At 34.4% G+C, this 17,437-nt stretch carries 15 protein-coding genes and 1 pseudogene; 4 read left to right on the forward strand and 12 right to left on the reverse strand.

What is annotated here, in order from left to right; translation table 11 throughout:
• Positions 1–179 precede the first annotated feature (179 nt).
• From gltX to HZY91_RS09995, 7 genes are all read right to left on the reverse strand, one after another.
• Positions 180–1,655 (reverse strand): glutamate--tRNA ligase, encoded by a 1,476-nt coding sequence (gltX, locus tag HZY91_RS09965; RefSeq protein WP_197116107.1) that lies wholly within the window; start codon positions 1,653–1,655, stop codon positions 180–182.
• A gap of 82 nt (positions 1,656–1,737) precedes the next feature.
• Positions 1,738–2,838 (reverse strand): PIN/TRAM domain-containing protein, encoded by a 1,101-nt coding sequence (locus tag HZY91_RS09970; protein ID WP_197116108.1) that lies wholly within the window; start codon positions 2,836–2,838, stop codon positions 1,738–1,740.
• A gap of 29 nt (positions 2,839–2,867) precedes the next feature.
• Positions 2,868–4,250 (reverse strand): DNA repair protein RadA, encoded by a 1,383-nt coding sequence (gene radA / locus HZY91_RS09975; RefSeq protein ID WP_197116109.1) that lies wholly within the window; start codon positions 4,248–4,250, stop codon positions 2,868–2,870.
• On the reverse strand, positions 4,250–4,828 hold the full coding sequence (locus HZY91_RS09980) for a dCTP deaminase/dUTPase family protein (protein ID WP_197116110.1): 579 nt from the start codon (positions 4,826–4,828) through the stop codon (positions 4,250–4,252). The genes radA and HZY91_RS09980 overlap by 1 nt, the downstream gene beginning before the upstream one ends.
• Positions 4,829–5,144: 316 nt before the next feature.
• On the reverse strand, positions 5,145–6,608 hold the full coding sequence (locus HZY91_RS09985) for an alpha-amylase (RefSeq protein WP_197116111.1): 1,464 nt from the start codon (positions 6,606–6,608) through the stop codon (positions 5,145–5,147).
• A gap of 86 nt (positions 6,609–6,694) precedes the next feature.
• Positions 6,695–8,035, reverse strand: a complete 1,341-nt coding sequence (gene glnA / locus HZY91_RS09990; protein WP_197116112.1) for a type I glutamate--ammonia ligase — start codon at positions 8,033–8,035, stop codon at positions 6,695–6,697.
• 34 nt (positions 8,036–8,069) lie between these two features.
• On the reverse strand, positions 8,070–8,435 hold the full coding sequence (locus HZY91_RS09995; RefSeq protein WP_197116113.1) for a MerR family transcriptional regulator: 366 nt from the start codon (positions 8,433–8,435) through the stop codon (positions 8,070–8,072).
• Positions 8,436–8,641: 206 nt separating this feature from the next.
• On the opposite strand from HZY91_RS09995, the gene HZY91_RS10000 reads away from it, so the two are divergent.
• The 4 genes and pseudogenes from HZY91_RS10000 to HZY91_RS10010 form a co-directional block, all read left to right on the forward strand.
• Positions 8,642–9,646 (forward strand): C39 family peptidase, encoded by a 1,005-nt coding sequence (locus HZY91_RS10000; RefSeq protein ID WP_197116114.1) that lies wholly within the window; start codon positions 8,642–8,644, stop codon positions 9,644–9,646.
• 63 nt (positions 9,647–9,709) lie between these two features.
• Positions 9,710–10,582 carry a cation diffusion facilitator family transporter gene (locus tag HZY91_RS10005; protein WP_197116115.1) on the forward strand — a complete coding sequence of 291 codons (873 nt, stop codon included), beginning with the start codon at positions 9,710–9,712 and terminating at the stop codon, positions 10,580–10,582.
• Positions 10,583–10,631: 49 nt separating this feature from the next.
• Positions 10,632–10,787: an adenylosuccinate synthetase gene (locus tag HZY91_RS11235; RefSeq protein ID WP_438940308.1), complete on the forward strand. Its 156-nt coding sequence runs from the start codon at positions 10,632–10,634 to the stop codon at positions 10,785–10,787.
• Positions 10,788–11,202, forward strand: a pseudogene (locus HZY91_RS10010) (adenylosuccinate synthetase); the annotation flags it as partial.
• 118 nt (positions 11,203–11,320) lie between these two features.
• Here HZY91_RS10010 and HZY91_RS10015 read toward each other — a convergent pair.
• The 5 genes from HZY91_RS10015 to HZY91_RS10035 form a co-directional block, all read right to left on the reverse strand.
• The gene (locus HZY91_RS10015; protein ID WP_197116116.1) at positions 11,321–12,505 is read right to left on the reverse strand and encodes an acetyl-CoA C-acetyltransferase; all 1,185 of its coding nucleotides are present in this window, start codon (positions 12,503–12,505) and stop codon (positions 11,321–11,323) included.
• Between the two features lie 38 nt (positions 12,506–12,543).
• Positions 12,544–13,386, reverse strand: a complete 843-nt coding sequence (locus HZY91_RS10020) for a DUF536 domain-containing protein (RefSeq protein WP_197116117.1) — start codon at positions 13,384–13,386, stop codon at positions 12,544–12,546.
• Between the two features lie 108 nt (positions 13,387–13,494).
• Positions 13,495–14,868 carry a replicative DNA helicase gene (gene dnaB, locus HZY91_RS10025; protein WP_197116118.1) on the reverse strand — a complete coding sequence of 458 codons (1,374 nt, stop codon included), beginning with the start codon at positions 14,866–14,868 and terminating at the stop codon, positions 13,495–13,497.
• A 14-nt stretch (positions 14,869–14,882) separates the two neighbouring features.
• Positions 14,883–15,341 (reverse strand): 50S ribosomal protein L9, encoded by a 459-nt coding sequence (gene rplI, locus HZY91_RS10030; RefSeq protein WP_197116119.1) that lies wholly within the window; start codon positions 15,339–15,341, stop codon positions 14,883–14,885.
• On the reverse strand, positions 15,341–17,344 hold the full coding sequence (locus HZY91_RS10035; RefSeq protein ID WP_197116120.1) for a GGDEF domain-containing protein: 2,004 nt from the start codon (positions 17,342–17,344) through the stop codon (positions 15,341–15,343). Before HZY91_RS10035 ends, rplI begins: the two co-directional genes overlap by 1 nt.
• Positions 17,345–17,437: the final 93 nt, after the last annotated feature.

Consider the following 17,437-nt stretch of genomic DNA (forward strand, 5'->3'; position numbering starts at 1 on the left):
TATTATTATGGCATATTTTACAAATAAAAGGAAGCTCTTTTTAATAAAATTAACATTAAATTAAAAAGAGACTCATAAATTGTTAGTATATGTGATTCTTCTTCTAATATAAAAAAATCGTACTAGAATAACAAAGAACAGAAAATAGTATCTCTATTATTCTAATACGATTAATATTTTTAGATTTGATCAAGCACTTGTTTAATGTGATTAATCGCTTTATCTCGACCTAATACTTCAATCATTTCCGGTAGCTCAGGGCCATGCATTTGACCTGAAACCGCAATACGGATTGGCATAAATAGCTTTTTCCCTTTAATACCAGTAGCTTTTTGAATTTGCTTCGTCAAGGGCTTGATATTTTCGCTCATAAAGTCATCATTTGATAAAATGGTCAATTTATCCAGCATTGCTTCAATAACAACCGGTGCTGTCTCATCAGCTAAAATTTCTTTAGCTTCCTCACTCAACACCAACGTATCATTAAAGAATAAAGAAGAAGCCTCAACAATTTCCGCACCATAAGAGATTTGATCGTGGTATAAACTCACTAATTTTCGAACCCAGCTCAATTCAGACTGATTCGGTGAAGTACTTACTTTACCTGCTTCCTGCAAATGAGGTAATGCAAGCTCTACTACCTTGTCCAAATCAGCTGCTTTCATGTAAGTATTGTTAATCCACTCTAGTTTCTTTTTATCGAAAGAAGCAGGGGAAGTTGATAATCGATCTGGATCAAATTGTTCAATTAATTCAACTGGTAAAAAGATCTCTTCCTCACCTTTAGGTGACCACCCTAATAGTGCAATAAAATTAAACATCGCTTCTGGCAGATAGCCGAGATTACGATATTGCTCTATAAATTGTAAAATTCCACCATCGCGTTTAGAAAGTTTCTTATTAGTCTCTGCATTAATAATTAGAGTCATGTGCCCAAATTCTGGATAATCCCATCCGAAAGCATCATATATCATCATTTGCTTTGGAGTATTGGCGATATGGTCATCTCCTCGAAGCACATGGCTAATCTTCATGTAATGGTCATCAACCGCTACAGCAAAATTATATGTGGGCATCCCATCTTTCTTCTGAATCACCCAATCACCTGATATATTTTTTGATTCAAAAGTAACAGGCCCCTTAACAATATCGTTAAATTGATACGTCACATCTTTAGGTACTCTAAAGCGTATCGCTGCCTTTCTACCTTCAGCCTCAAATGCATCCTGCTCTTCCTTCGTTAAATGAGCGTGTTGCCCACCATAATGAGGCATTTCACCTCTAGCCTTTTGTTCCTCTCGTTCAGCTTCTAATTCTTCTTCAGTCATATAGCACTTATATGCAAGATTTTTTTCGATCAAACTATCAATTAAAGGCTGATAAATAGATAATCGCTCTGATTGGCGGTATGGTCCATATTCTCCTGGATTGACCGCTGATTCATCCCAATCAATTCCAAGCCAAGTTAAATTATCTAGTTGACTTTGTTCCCCACGTTCAATATTACGTTTAGTATCTGTATCTTCAGTACGTATGATAAATTCCCCACCTTGTGAACGGGCAAATAAATAATTAAATAAAGCAGTCCGAGCATTCCCTATATGCAATTCACCTGTTGGACTTGGGGCATAACGCACACGAATCTTATCACTCATCAAATACAATCTCCTTTAATCATAGTCTAGTCATTACCTACTCTATTGTAACGCTTTAAATATACTGATTCAATTGCTGTTCTTAGTCAATAATTTTAGCAAAGATCATTCGTCCTGCAGCTGTCTGTAAGGAAGAAGTAACAGTTACATTTAGCCATTCATTCATATGATCTAGTCCTTCTTCAACAACTACCATTGTGCCATCATCTAAATATGCTACACCTTGGCGACGTTCTGTACCGGATTTCAATATCTGAACACGTAAATCTTCACCCGGAATTAAGGCAGGTTTTACCGCATTTGCTAATTCATTAATATTAAGAACCGGCACATTTTGAAATTCACTCACTTTATTTAAATTATAATCATTAGTGATGAGTGATCCTTGTAATTCTTTAGCTAATCTAACGAGTTTTGCATCAACCTCTGGAACATCCTCATAATCTCCCTCGAATATTTGAATATTCACGGCTTTTTCTTTCTGCAACCCATTCAATATATCCAAACCTCTGCGACCTTTTGTTCTCTTTAAAGAATCGGAGGAATCTGCAATATGTTGTAATTCAGCAAGAACAAAATGAGGAACAATTAAAATACCTTCTAAGAATCCTGTTTTTAAAATATCTGCAATCCTTCCGTCAATGATAACACTTGTATCAAGAATTTTATAAGAACTTGCCACTACTTGTTCATGCTGATCTTCTTTTATACTGTGAACGATAGTCTCATTATTATTTTTAGCGACTTTTTGGTTAGATTTAGAGAAAAAACTTAAAATTTCGTCTCGCCGATTCATAGTAACCTGATAGCCTATTAAGCCCCCAGAAAGAGATAAAATAAGCGGAAGAATAGAGGAAAGAATAATAATATTCAAAGAAGCAATAGGGAGCGCAATTAAATACCCCACTAAGACTCCAAGCAATAATCCTATTCCTCCGATAATTAAATTGGAAGTTGGCTGTTTCTCAATGATTTTAACGACTCTTTGAATAAAGTGTTTAATGACAGGTGCCAAAAGAAAACCGAATAAAGTAAAAATAAGACCAAAAATTAAAGCATTCCACAATGGATTGGCCAATAGTTGATTATATACATTCAAACTACGCCATAGAGTCGGTCCTACAGTAAAACCAAAGCTTAACCCGATAATCACTGCAATCAATATTGTTATCTTTTTTATCATTGTATCACCTCCTTTAAATAAAATTTTGTTTATTTTGGAAAAATTAATCGAATTGCATTTTGAATAGTTTTAACCGGGATAATTTCAAGTTGTAATGCAAGGTCATTTAAGCCTTTTAAATTATTATACGGAATAAAAGCCCGTTTAAACCCAAGTTTATTAGCTTCTTTTAACCGATCTTCGATTTGAGAAACCCGCCGAATCTCACCAGTGAGTCCAATCTCCCCCATAAAAACATCATCCACTCTAGTTTCTCGATTCCAGTAACTTGACGCTATACTTACTGCAATCGCTAAATCAATCGCAGGCTCATCTAATCGAACTCCACCCGTTGTTTTAAAGAAAGCATCCTGATTCTGTACGAGTAAGCCACAATGTTTCTCCATTACTGCTAATAACAATGACACTCTTTGATACTCAATACCTGAAGCTGTTCTTTTGGCATTTCCATATACTGTAGGGGTCATTAACGATTGAATCTCCGCCAAAATTGTTCTCGTTCCTTCTAAAGCGGCTACAACTGTTGATCCAGTGGAACCAGATAACCTCTCCTCTAGAAAAAGTTCAGAAGGATTTACTACTTCTTTCAAACCCCTATCTTGCATTTCAAAAACCCCAATTTCATTAGTCGATCCAAAACGATTTTTGACGGCTCGCAGAATTCTAAAACGATTATGACGCTCTCCTTCAAAATATAATACCGAATCCACCATATGCTCAAGCATTCTAGGACCTGCTATGTTTCCCTCTTTCGTAACATGTCCAACAATAAAGATAGCGATTTGATTGTCTTTAGCAGCCCTCATCAAGACACTCGTTGCCCCTCGTAATTGTGAAACGGATCCAACAGTTCCTTGATTATCAGGCACTGACATCGTTTGAATGGAATCAATAATGACCACATCTGGCTTAATCACCGAAATCTCATGTGCAATCACTGCCAAATCAGTTTCTGACAGTAAATAAAAATCATCTCCATGTAATTCCAAACGTTCTGCTCTTAACTTAATCTGTGAAAGACTCTCTTCTCCAGACACATATAAAACGGTTTGCTCATGATTAGCTAGCTGCACTGATACCTGCAACAACAACGTTGATTTACCAATCCCTGGATCCCCACCAATTAAAACTAATGAACCTGGCACTACACCTCCACCTAGTACACGATCAAATTCATCAAATTTTGTCGATAACCTTTTTTCGATTTGAGTGGGAATCTGATTTAACTTATATGCCTTACCGTTTTGATGATTCCCTGAAGTTGTGACAGAAATCGAATTCTGAGATAAAACGGTTGGCGCGATCTGTTCTTCCATTTGATTCCAAGCTCCACAGTTCGGGCATTTTCCTAACCATTTAGGCGTTTCATAACCACAGGCTAGGCACTCATACATTGTTTTCATCTTTGCCATTACTCGACTCCATTTTCTTGAACATTCTCTTGATCTGAGGAACCAAAACCACCCACTCTTATATCTTGAGATGCTTGATCGTTATCCATTAATAAATATTTAGTAAAAATAGCTTGAGCTATCCGTTCTCCTTTTTTGATGGTTCTACTCTTAATCCCATAATTAATTAATTGAACATAAATATGTCCTTCGTTATTCGGATTACCATAATAATCTGCATCAATAATACCAATACCATTCGGTAAACTTGTAAAATGACGATAAGATCCAGAAGAACGGTTCACAATTTTTAAATATTCATCTTCTTGCATGTATGCTTTTAATCCTGTCGGAACTAATGTAGCATGCCAGATTTGGTCATCATATGCGTCTTCTAGAGCTTTTTCATCAGAAATAAGGGCTTTAACTCCTATTTTTTTCAAAAAATAGACCAACAATTTTTCCCAATAAGAAGGCAAGACGACCGTTTCTGCTGCAGCAAGATCATAACCGGCCGATAATCTAGTTTGTCGTTTTGGTAACTCTATATCGTGGTCTTGATAACTTGATATAATTTCAAAACCTCTCTTTTTATGCATCGAAGTCCTCCTCTTTAACATTAACTTCTTTATCATAGCAAATTTTTACTTGTAACCCTAGATAGTTTATGTTTTTCATAAAAAAATCATATATATTTATAATTAATTTGTAAGCGTTTCAATTATATTATACTTAGATTTCTGTAATAATACAGGGTAAATATCCACTTTATTTATTATTATTTATTAGACTTAATTGACCTATCAAATGAATGTAAAGATTATTCTTTTAATCATCCATTTTCACATCTAAAAAAAGAAACCGATTCTCAAAGTGAATTGGTTTCTCAATAAACAATAAAATTAATAGCTCTTATTAAATACTCTCCTGACTAACCCAAACAGATACTGATCCAGCTCTAACTGGAAAATTCGCGTTTCCATTTTCATCTAATTCAATTACTGCATCATGATTGCCCAAAAAATCAACAAATTTCTTATGGGCATTTAAACTTCCCATACTCATCGACTTAAATCCTTCTTCTCCATTTGTCATCACTACCGCTGAACCGTCAGGATGCTCATCAGTCCCTAACCGAGTCCAGCCAATTGTATTCCCATGATCGAAATAATCCACTTGATCTCCATAAGCATAACGAAGCCTTAGTTGTAAAAGTGGATCAAGTTGTTCTTGAAAGGCATCTTGGTGATCTCCATACCCTTCACCATAATAATCACCATAAAATAAAGTAGGAATGCCCCCCATTCGTAATAAAATCAAGGCATATGCATGTTGAATAAACCAATTTTCTACAGGTGATTGAAGTGATTGTCCTGATTGGGTATCATGATTATTTACAAAGGTAACAGCCACCATAGGATTATCTTTCACCAACGTGTTATCAAAAATTGTTCGCATATCATATGAATTACCACTTTTACTTGCTTCATACAGATTCATATGCAAAGAAACATCAAAAAGATCAAATTCATAGTCTATAGAAGCAAGATATTCCATATTGGCTGTAAAATCAGGATTCCAATACTCTCCAAAGACAAAAAAATCTGGACCAAATTCATTAATTAATGTTTCTATAAATTCACTGATAAAGGTTAAATCAATATGTTTAATCGCATCGAGTCTAAAGCCTTCAAAACCAGTCTCTTTAACAAACCAGCTTGACCATTCTTTCAAATGTTCAACAACTTCTGGATGATTAAAGTCAACATCCGCAAACATTAGATAGTCATAATTACCAAATTCACTATCAACAACTTCATTATCTGCCCAGCCTTTATTATCTCCTAAAATCATATAAATGCCCATCTCATCATTTCCCGCATCATAATCAATGCCTGAAAAATGATACCAATGCCACTCAAAATCATTATAGGTTTGTTGTCTTCCTGGAAAATTAAAATACGTCCATGCTTCAATGTCATACGGTTCTGAGACAGACTGCTGACGATTATTTGGATCCATTTTTAAAACTTTAAATTTTTCCTTACCGTCTGCATTTGCTTTATGATTTAAGACAATATCTGCAATAGGCCGAATTCCTTTTTCTTTTAGAGCTTTAATTGCGTGCAAGAGCTCCTCTTTATTTCCATACTTTGTCCGAATATCGCCTTTTTGTTCAAATTCGCCGAGGTCCCATAAATCATAAATACCATACCCGACATCATCAGTGGAAGTAGCCTTAAATACAGGTGGAAACCATACATTATTAACTCCAATTTGGCTTAAATGCTCTGCGTCATCTGCTAATCTTTTCCAATGCTGTCCATCATTAGGAAGATACCATTCAAAATATTGCATTATTAAGGAATTTTTTTCCATTCTAATTATCTCCTTTATCAGATACATCTATCTATATCAAAACACAAAAGCCCTCTTTTGTCATATAAAACAAAAAAGGGCTATTTTTAATATGTTTTAAAATACTTGTCCATTTCCCATTCTGAAACATGTTTTTGATAAGATTTGTATTCCATTGTTTTACTCGTAATAAAATTTTGAGCGATATGTTCACCAAGCGCTTCTAATATAATAGGAGCAGATTTCAACTCTTGTAAAGCTTCTCTTAAAGATCCCGGTAAATCTTCAATTCCTTCTTCTAACCTCTCCTCATGACTCATCGCATATATATTTCGATCAATTGGACGAGGGGGCTCAATTTTATTTTCTATCCCATCAAGCCCTGCTTGCAATAAAACAGCTAGAGCTAAATAAGGATTAGCAGATGGATCCACACTACGAATCTCAACACGAGTTGAATTTCCTCTTGAAGCTGGTATTCGTAATAATGGAGAACGATTTTGAGTTGACCATGCAATATACACAGGAGCCTCATAGCCAGGAACTAATCGTTTATAGGAATTAATAGTAGGATTGCAAATAGCCGTATATGCACGAGCGTACTTCATCATTCCACCTATAAAATAATGGGCAATTTCGGATAAGCCTGAGTCAGATGTTTCATCATAAAAAGCATTCCCATTCTGGTTAAACAACGATAGATTACAATGCATTCCTGAACCTGCTATACCATAGATTGGTTTAGGCATAAAAGTAGCATGTAAATGATGCCGTCTAGCTACAGACTTCACAATTAATTTAAAAGTTTGAATGCTATCGCAAGCCTGAACAGCATCCAGATACTTCCAATCAATCTCATGTTGACCTGGAGCTACTTCATGATGACTCGCTTCAATTTCAAAGCCATGATCTTCTAATTCTAATACGATATCACGTCGACAATTCTCTGCTAAATCGGTGGGTGCTAAATCAAAGTATCCGCCATTATCATTTAAAATTTTTGTCATATCACCACTGTCATCTAACTTAAATAAGAAAAATTCAGGTTCAGGTCCAAGATTAAAATGAGTAAAACCAAGTTCATACATCCTCTTTAACACACGCTTTAAATTCGAACGCGGATCTCCTGGAAAAGGTTGACGATGTGGTAACTCTACATCACAAATAAGTCGTGCAATTTTCGCGTCTTGTTCTGTTTCCTTCCAATCAAAAACTAGCCATGTATCGAGATCTGGCACTAAATACATATCACTTTCTTCAATACGAACAAAACCTTCTATCGATGAACCGTCGAACATCATATTATTATCCATTGCCTTATTTAATTGCGAAAAAGGTATTTCTACATTTTTTATCATTCCATTGATATCAGTAAACATTAAACGAATGAAACGCACATTCTGTTCCTTAGCATCTTTTAAAATTAATTCACGCGTCCATTTTTTCATCAATCTGTCCTTTCAATTCTTGGCTATCTAACGTTTATAAGTGCTGTTCAAGATCAACATCGTTCATAAAACGATTCTGAGCTTCCATCTCATCATGCAAAATCCTTCTCACATCCGCATCTGTCAATGGACTATTTAATTTTCCTTGACTCATTTGATTTTGAATCATTTTCTTTTGTACACCTTTTAATGTCATCCCCTCTTCCATCAAATCACTGATATCTAAAATTCGATCAATATCATTCAGTGAATACAATCGACGGTTCGTTTCACTTCTTTTAGGTTCAATTAAATTGTATTCTTCATAGTATCGAATTTGCCTTGCGGTCAACCCTGTAATTTCCATTACAGTCCCAATTGGAAAAACAGCCAATGATTTACGAATTTTCTTTGCTACCATACCCTCACTCCCTATGCATGTGTTTATATTATAAAAAAAATTAGGAAAAACCGTCAAACATTTAATTACATTGTATGTGACATAATCTAACATTTTTTTATAATTTGCTGTAACCTAACTTTAAAACTTTTTTTATGTGCTTTTTTTATAAGATATGCTATTATAGTTAAGAAATTCCTGAATTAGATCTTAATAGGAGGAAAGGTATGCGAAATAATCAACAACTCATCAATCGCATTGCAACAATCATTTCATTTGCAGTGATCATTGGCGGGGTGTTATTAATTATATATCTAGGGCGTTTAACCGCAGAGAATAATGCTATTATTACAGAGTATCAACATAATAATAATGAGAATCCTACTGTTAGTCATGACGATTCAACTGAACTTGCTCAAGAACAGATTAGTGAAGAATCGTCTGATCCAGATGAAGAGCTAAATAGCAACCACGCAATACCTAATCAAGCTCCACAAATCAAAGAGGACAATTTTCTTGCTTTATTAGAAAATGTAGACATAGAACAAGATTCACCTGCTGATCTTTCTGATTCTATTCAAGATATTCTCCAAACCAGATATAATAATGACCTCCTTGATGCTCAAAAAGATATTGTTCAGGCGATTGAATCAGAAAATTTAAATCCTGAAACAATGGGGGATTATTTCTTACCCACCAAACCAGCCGAATATACAAATGACAACGACGACCAATTAAATGTTCCTCTTTATCTACAAAACTCTCCCCAATGGGGAGAACTCCATTATGGATCTAACGGTAGTCAGTCACTAGCTGAAAATGGATGTGCGATCGTTTCCTTAGCTATGATGGATTCCTATTTAAGTAATAAAAAAATAGACCCAAAAGATGTGCTAGATTGGGCAGGGCAAGATTACTATGTCGATAACGAAGGTACCTCATGGCAAATTTTTCACGAGTATGCTGTAGACCATGGCTTAACCTTTGAAAATCATGGAAACGATTTTCATTCAGCAATAACCGCCCTTCAAAATGATCAAATCGTCATTGCTTCTGTTGAACCGGGATACTTTACCGAAGTGGGTCATATCTTGGTGATTCGTGGATATAAAGACGGTAACGTCTATGTCAATGATCCAAATGATGATCCTGAAAAAATGTATAGTATTCAAGCTATTCCTGAACAAGTCTTTCTTGAAGAGGGAGTTAATTACTGGTCATACTCAAAATAAATTTAAAGACATCTATCATGATGTCTTTTTTTATCATATTATATTCTATTTAGGAGGAAAATTATGAACAAACAATCCAACAATTCATTATCCTATGCATCTCATGGTGCTAGCTTAGGAATTTTTGTATACATAATACTTGCTATTAGTAAATTAATGGTTGGTTATCTATTCAAATCTACTTCACTACAAGCCGATGGTTTAAATAACTTTTCTGATATTATTGCTTCTGCTTCTGTTTGGATTGGCTTAAAGATTGCCCAGAAGCCTGCCGATCGGAACCATAAATTTGGCCATGAAAAATACGAAGTTTTATCTAGTTTTATTGTTGCTTTATTAATGTTGATCATAGGTATGCAAGTTATTTCCAATGGATTGATTCAGATCATCAACAATAATGCGAGTCAAACAAGTATTCTTGTGGTAACAGTGACGATTTTCTCCATTATCACTCTATTCTTTACTCAATCATTCCTTCATAAACTTGCCACAAAAACTAATTCTATTGGCTTAAGAGCAACTGCTAAAGATATGCGGAATGATATGCTTATCTCTATCGGTACTTTACTAGGCTCTATTGGTATCCATTATGGTTACCCCATCCTTGATACAATTATCTCTTTAGTTGTGGGTATCTTAATCCTATCTTCTGCAGTTGAAATTCTAAAAGCCTCTTCTTTTACACTTTCAGATGGTTTTAATCCGCAATTATTATTAGAATATGAAAAAACAATCCTCGAGCACTCTTCAGTCAAATCCATTAATAACATCCGAGCTAGAATGGGAGGGCAACAAATTTATCTTGATGTCACCATCGGTCTGGATCCAAACATGAGTGTGGCTGAATCTCATAAAGTCACTGAAGAATTAGAAAAAGCTCTTTTAATCAATCATCAATTAAGAGATATCGATGTTCACGTTGAACCCTTTGAATAACAATATCATAATGAATTATTGATAAAAATAATCAGAAAGAGGAAAACATATGAGTTCTGTAGTTGTTGTTGGAACCCAGTGGAGCGATGAAAGTAAAGTAAAAATCACTTATTTTCTCAGTGAAAATGTAGAAGTTATTGCACGTTATCAGGGTAGCGATAATGCAGGTCATACGATTAAATTTGATGAACAAACTTTTAAATAGATTCGCAATATTAGAAAAGAATATGGTACTACCATACGCCGTCCTCGTCGTGGTGGTTGATTTGATAGTGTGGTAATGCGTCATTCACAGAGGGACTCAGGTATTACTAATCTTTCATTGAACTCTATTGAAGCTCTTAGTGGCCTTGAAACTGTAAAAATCTGTACTTCTAGTGGAGATACGATTGAATATTACCCAGCTCGCTTAAAAATATAAAAGATTGTACCCCTCTATTTATGAGGAATTACCATGATAGACTGAAGAGATTACTAAAGCAACAACTTTTGTGGAGTTACCACAAAATGCCCAAAACTATGCTCGCCATATTAGTGAACTTGTAGGAGTAAAAAATTCTATCCTATCGGTTGAACCTGATCGCAATCAAACAATAATTCTGTCTGGAGTATTTAGATAATCACCGTATAAATATTTTAAAAACAGGGCTCTTAAAATTTATTTAAGAGCCCTGTTTTTTATGAATAAAATAAAAAGTCAAAATATATCATTCAACTTTCCATTATATTCGTTCTGATTTATCTTTTAATAATAATAGCATTTCCTTGGCCCCCACCTATACATAAAGTAGCAAGACCATAGTCAACCTGACGTTTAATCATCTCATGAACTAAACTAACTACTATCCGAGTGCCACTACATCCAATTGGATGGCCTAAAGCTATGGCTCCCCCATTTACATTTACTTTCTCTTCAGAGATTCCCAATTGATCTCGAACACAAATAGCCTGAGCCGCAAAAGCCTCATTAGCTTCCACTAAGTCCATATCTTCAATCGATAATTTCGCCTTTTCAAGTGCTTTCTTACTTGCTAATATAGGACCGATCCCCATTATTTCAGGATTTACTCCTGATTTTCCAGTTGAAATAATAGTAGCAAGTATATCAAGACCCAACTCTTTCGCTTTAGATCGTGTCATCATAATCAATATAGCTGCAGCATCATTTATTGTTGAAGAATTTCCAGCTGTTACCGTCCCATTTTGTTTAAAAGCTGGACGCATTTTTTCTAAGCTTTCGCTTGTTTGATTAAATCTTATTCCTTCATCTTCCTTAAAAACAATCTCTTCTCCTTTTCGTTGTGGTACTTTAATAGGAATAATTTCGTCTTTGAACTTTCCAGCATGAAAGGCTTGTTCTGCTTTATGCTGACTACGAAGCGCATATAAATCCTGACTTTCTCGACTAATATCATAACTTTCTGCAATATTTTCTGCCGTGATTCCCATATGATAGCCTTCAAAAGCGTCCGTTAGTCCATCTTGGATCATTGTATCTAAAAGTTGACTATGCCCCATTCGTGTTCCCCATCGAGCATTTTCTATAATGTAAGCAGCCTGACTCATATTCTCTGTTCCACCTACTGCTACTATCTGATTTTCGCCTGTTAAAATTGATTGATAACCTAGCATAATAGATTTCATTCCTGAGCCACAGACCTGACTAACAGTATATGCTGAAACTTGGTTAGGAATTCCGCTTTGAATCGCAATCTGTCTTGCAATATTTTGACCTAAACCGGCCGAAAGAACATTCCCAATAATGACTTCATCGATCATTGCAGGATCTAAACTTATTCTAGAATATGCTTCATAAAGAACTTTCGAACCTAATTCAACAGCAGAAATATCTTTTAAACTGCCACCAAATTTTCCGATAGAGGTGCGAAAAGCTGAAACAATCACAACATCTTTCCCAGGCATACAAACCTCCATAATTCTTAATATAATGATAATTAACTTTACTTTGAAAATAATCGCTGAAGCCATGTTTTATTAATAACAGGATTAATATTTTCAACCGTTTTTTCCTCTTCTTCTGTATTATCTTCACTCACTGGATTTTCAAAATTATGTATCATTTTATAATTCATTGTTTCCATTACCTTCAAATTTTTTCGCTCAGTCATTAACATTAGCTGTTGTTGTTGATCTAATAACTGATGCAATTCTGTTATTTGCTTATTTTTAGCATTCAATTCTTCAATTAATAAATTTCTTTCACTTTCATCTTGAATCCATTTTTCTTGTAATTGTTCTTGTACAATTTCTTTAATATATTCCTTGATCGCTTCCTCATTAGCCAAACTATTTTTTTCCTCCCCTGGCTCCTCATGTTCATAAGATTCTTCATTCATCTTTTCTATTTTATTTTGACCAGTGCTATCCTTGTCAGAATCTGTCAAATCTTTTACAGTCTCTTTCCCATCCACTTTAGCAAGCTTTTCATTTTGAAGAACGAGAGCAATTTGCTTTGCTAATTCTGGATCGTAGGTAAATTCTGGTTTTACAAGTTCAGATTCAGTGAGAATCTTGTTTTGATTTTCTTGATTATCAGCAAGTTGACTATCCTCTATTTGACTAGTCGCTCGTAAAGAAGATTCATTTGAATCCTTTTCTCTGTCAAGAGGTGTATCCGTCATAAAAGATTTTAAGAATTTCTGTTGATCTGGTGTAAAAACTAATTTTCTCTCATCATTATAAACTTTTGACTCAGGTGGAATCTTTTTGGCATGGTAATATATTAATTGGCGTGTCACATCTAATTCATCAGCAAACTGTTGAGCTGTCAAATCTTTTGACATATAACCCTCTCCACTTCTATTTCCTTTTCTGTAAAACCTTACTCTCTATATTACACTGTTCCCTTGATCGATAGCAAGTGTTTTGACAAAGAAAACCTTTTACAATTGCTACGTAAAAGGTTCTTTATTAAGTGATAAACTTGAAAATTTATTATATTCTTTTTTAAATAATAGCTTAATTGTATCTCGAGCACCCGCACGGTTTTTTGCTAAAATTACCTCAACAGTATTATCTGGTAAGTCATCCTCTCGTTCTTGTTGATCACCTTCTTGCTGATGATAATCTTCTCGGTATAGAAAAGCTACTATATCCGCATCTTGTTCAATAGAACCTGATTCTCTAATATCGCTTAAAATTGGTCGTTTATTCTGTCGCTGTTCTAGTCCCCTTGATAATTGTGATAAAGCGATCACAGGAACACCTAATTCTTTCGCTAATCGTTTCAATTGCCTTGAAATTTCTGACACTTCTTGCTGACGATTTTCTTTACCATTTCCGTCAATTAATTGTAGATAGTCAATCACAATTAATCCTAAATCAGGATTTTCTTGTTTTAATCTTCGGCATTTTGCTCGAATTTCTGAAACCTTAATTCCTGCTGAATCATCAATATAGATCGGTGCATCTTTTAAAATATCTGTCGCAACAGTAAAGCTTTTCCATTCATCATCAGTTAATTGACCTGTTCTAAGATTTGAAGCGTGTATATTTCCTTCTGCACATATCATACGATTGACTAAATCTAAAGCGCCCATTTCTAAAGAGAAAACAACAACGGGAACTTTAGATTTAGTCGCTACATTTTGAGCGATATTGAGCGCAAATGCTGTTTTCCCAACGGAAGGTCTCGCAGCAATAATAATGAGCTGATCCGGATGAAATCCATTGGTTGCTTTATCTAATTCAATATAACCCGTAGGTAAACCTACTATACTTCTTTTCTCTTCAGATAATTCTACAATTCTTTCAAAAGCTTCTACAATTAGTTTTCGCATCTCTTGAGGTCGATTGCTTTGTGATCCTTCTCCAATTGATAATATTAATTTTTCACTATTATCAACAATCGTTTCAATTTCATCAGATTCTTCATATGCTGCTTTTGATATTTGTTGCGAAGCTTGGATTAATTGTCTCAGAACCGACTTTTCTCTAATAATTTGAGCATATTGTTCGATATTAGCAGTTGTAGGAGTATAACTGACTAAATCAATTATGTTTTCAGAGCCTCCAATATTCTCTAGTTGACCATAAGCATCTAATTGATTGATCAGCATTACTGTATCAATTGTTCCATTTCGATCAAATATTTTTTCCATAGCAGAAAAGATTTGCTGGTGAGCCGCTGAATAAAAATCATCTTCCGTTATTATCGGCTGAATAGAAGCAAGCTTCACAGGATCAAGTAAAAGACCCCCTAATAATGACTTCTCTGCCTCTATATTGTGAGGTGGTTTTAATTGATTTATTTGTGAAAGCTCCATTAATTCACCCCTAATTATTTACTATTACTCTCTACTTTTACCCGAATATTAGCAACAACCTCGGGATGTAACTTAACTTCAACATTATAAAAACCTAAAGCAGATAAATTATTTTCAAGATCTATTTTTCTTTTATCAACCGATATTTTATATTGTTTATTTAACTCTTCTGCAATCTGTTTTGAAGGAATTGTTCCAAATAATCTTCCGTCTTCGCCTGTTTTAGCTTGAATTGTCACAATTGTACCTTCGTCCTCTATCTTTTGTTTAAGGATCTTTGCTTCTTCTAATTGTTCTGCTTCCATACGCTCTTTGGCTTTATTATGTGCTTTTAATTCACTGATTGCACCTGAATCGGCAGTTTTAGCCAAACCATTTTTTATTAAGTAATTATTAGCATAACCATCTGATACTTCTATTATTTGTCCCTTTTTTCCTTTTTTCCGAACATCTTCTAATAAAATAACTTTCATTATTTTTCCTCCTTTTGATTAATTACCTCTAATAATTGTTGTTTTGCCTCTTCAATAGATATATCAGAAAGCTGTGTGGCCGCATTAGAAAGGTGACCACCGCCACCAAGAGACTCCATGATGGTTTGAACATTTATTTTTCCTAAACTTCGAGCAGAAATTCCCACTTGTTTCTGACTTCTTCTATAAACGACAAATGATGCTTCTATACCTTCTATACCTAACATTTCATCTGCAGTTTGAGCAGCAGTCACATTATCTAAACTATTATCCTCTTCACCCAAAGTAATACCATAACCATCTGAAAAAATTTCTAATTTTTCAATTAAGCGATTTCTTTCTTTAATTGTTTCTAAACTTTCTTTTAATAAATACTGTATTTTCATAGTATCAGCTCCATTCGCTTTTAAGAAAGCAGCAGCTTCAAAGGTTCGAGAGCCAGTTCTTAATGAAAATTGATTAGTATCTACAACGATCCCAGCCATCAATGCAGTAGCAGTCATGGTATCCATTTTAAGATGTGAATCTTGTGCGTATACATAATAGTCTGTAACTAATTCTGAAGTGGAGGAGGCTGAAGGTTCTAAATAAGTCAATACAGTATTATTAGGAAACTCCTCAGATCTACGATGATGATCTATTACAACTTTATCATATTTTTCCATCATTTGTTCCGCTTCTGAAATAGAAGGGCGATGATGATCTACCAGAATAAACAAAGTTTTTTCTTTTAAAATTTCATCTAGATTCGGTTCTTGGATAAAAATTTCAACTTTTTCATTTTCAAAATAATCTGTTGCCAATAATTCTGTCACATCATGGTTGAGTTCTTCCTTATTAATTAAAATATGAACCTCTTTGCCATAATTTTTTATTATGTGATATATCCCTAGAGCGGATCCAATTGAATCAGTATCAGGAAAACGATGGCCGACAATGATTACATTCGATGCAGTGACAACTGCTGATTTCATAGCTTGAAAAAACATTTTTGCACGAATGTCAGATCTTTTCTCAGTGGAACTTGTTTTACCACCATAAAATTTTGCTTTTCCTTCAATTGGACGAACTACCACTTGGTCCCCGCCTCTACCTAAAGCTAAATCTAAATTTGCACGAACATGTTTGGCCACACCTAAAATATCTTGTTTAATATCGTTTGAATAAGATAATCCTAATGACATTGAAATTGGAATATTTTTGTCATAATATTTTTGTCTAATGCGTTCAAAAGAATTAAATTTTTCCTCCTCTAAAATTGATAATGATAAACGATTGAGAAGTAGAATAAACTGATCTTCATCAACTTGCTTAAGAAAAATTTGATATTGGTCAGCCCATCTATTCAATTCACTGATAAGATCAGATTCAAATTTTGCACTCGCTTCATCATCCATCGCATATAACAAATCATCATAATCATCCAATAACAGGTGCCCCATTACCACAATCGATTCACTTGTTACTTGTTGCATCTCAATGTCATGTGTAATGTCATATAAATATAATGCTCGATACTCTGAATGATGTAGTCCTCTGTAATAACCATTCGTTAAAGATATTTCCTGCCACTGTTCAGTACTCGTTTGTTTTAAAAGTGCTTGAAGTTTATGATCAAGATTATTTAAGTCTTCTCCAATCAATTCTTTTTCTGAAAAGATCACCTGCATAGTGGGATTCACCCAAGTAATTCGATCATTTGGATCATATAATAATACCCCAATGGGAGCATGATAAATAGCATATTCTTGAGCTAATGCAACATTTTTTGACATCTGACTTGCGATAAGTGTTAAATCTCTGATAAAACCTTTAATATTGAACGTAAAGAAAAAGACAATGGCTAACAACAAGAATAACAATAATAGACCTAATCGCCAATCAGAATAAAATGCCATGATGGTTATCGCTAAATAGACAATAAACAAGCTATAGATTTGCCATGATATTTCTAAAGAATGAAAATAATTAAAAAATTCTTTTATTTTTTTTGATTTAAACATGGCTCACCCCTTAATTCTATTAGTCTTTATTTTATCATACTTTTCTATGCAACAAAAATCAGCATCAAAATGTTTCACGTGAAACAAATTAAA

Source organism: Facklamia lactis, from assembly GCF_015863205.1.
Classification (GTDB): domain Bacteria; phylum Bacillota; class Bacilli; order Lactobacillales; family Aerococcaceae; genus Facklamia; species Facklamia lactis.

Bases quoted from the DNA above. Each gene is read 5' to 3' on its own strand.
- HZY91_RS10015 (WP_197116116.1), bottom strand. From the start codon at position 12,505: ATGCCTGGGAAAGATGTTGTGATTGTTTCAGCTTTTCGCACCTCTATC.
- HZY91_RS10020 (WP_197116117.1), bottom strand. From the start codon at position 13,386: ATGTCAAAAGATTTGACAGCTCAACAGTTTGCTGATGAATTAGATGTG.
- HZY91_RS09970 (WP_197116108.1), bottom strand. From the start codon at position 2,838: ATGATAAAAAAGATAACAATATTGATTGCAGTGATTATCGGGTTAAGC.
- HZY91_RS09995 (WP_197116113.1), bottom strand. From the start codon at position 8,435: ATGGTAGCAAAGAAAATTCGTAAATCATTGGCTGTTTTTCCAATTGGG.
- HZY91_RS09980 (WP_197116110.1), bottom strand. From the start codon at position 4,828: ATGCATAAAAAGAGAGGTTTTGAAATTATATCAAGTTATCAAGACCAC.
- HZY91_RS09985 (WP_197116111.1), bottom strand. From the start codon at position 6,608: ATGGAAAAAAATTCCTTAATAATGCAATATTTTGAATGGTATCTTCCT.
- dnaB (WP_197116118.1), bottom strand. From the start codon at position 14,868: ATGGAGCTTTCACAAATAAATCAATTAAAACCACCTCACAATATAGAG.
- HZY91_RS10035 (WP_197116120.1), bottom strand. From the start codon at position 17,344: ATGTTTAAATCAAAAAAAATAAAAGAATTTTTTAATTATTTTCATTCT.
- glnA (WP_197116112.1), bottom strand. From the start codon at position 8,035: ATGAAAAAATGGACGCGTGAATTAATTTTAAAAGATGCTAAGGAACAG.
- radA (WP_197116109.1), bottom strand. From the start codon at position 4,250: ATGGCAAAGATGAAAACAATGTATGAGTGCCTAGCCTGTGGTTATGAA.
- rplI (WP_197116119.1), bottom strand. From the start codon at position 15,341: ATGAAAGTTATTTTATTAGAAGATGTTCGGAAAAAAGGAAAAAAGGGA.
- HZY91_RS11235 (WP_438940308.1), top strand. From the start codon at position 10,632: ATGAGTTCTGTAGTTGTTGTTGGAACCCAGTGGAGCGATGAAAGTAAA.
- gltX (WP_197116107.1), bottom strand. From the start codon at position 1,655: ATGAGTGATAAGATTCGTGTGCGTTATGCCCCAAGTCCAACAGGTGAA.
- HZY91_RS10005 (WP_197116115.1), top strand. From the start codon at position 9,710: ATGAACAAACAATCCAACAATTCATTATCCTATGCATCTCATGGTGCT.
- HZY91_RS10000 (WP_197116114.1), top strand. From the start codon at position 8,642: ATGCGAAATAATCAACAACTCATCAATCGCATTGCAACAATCATTTCA.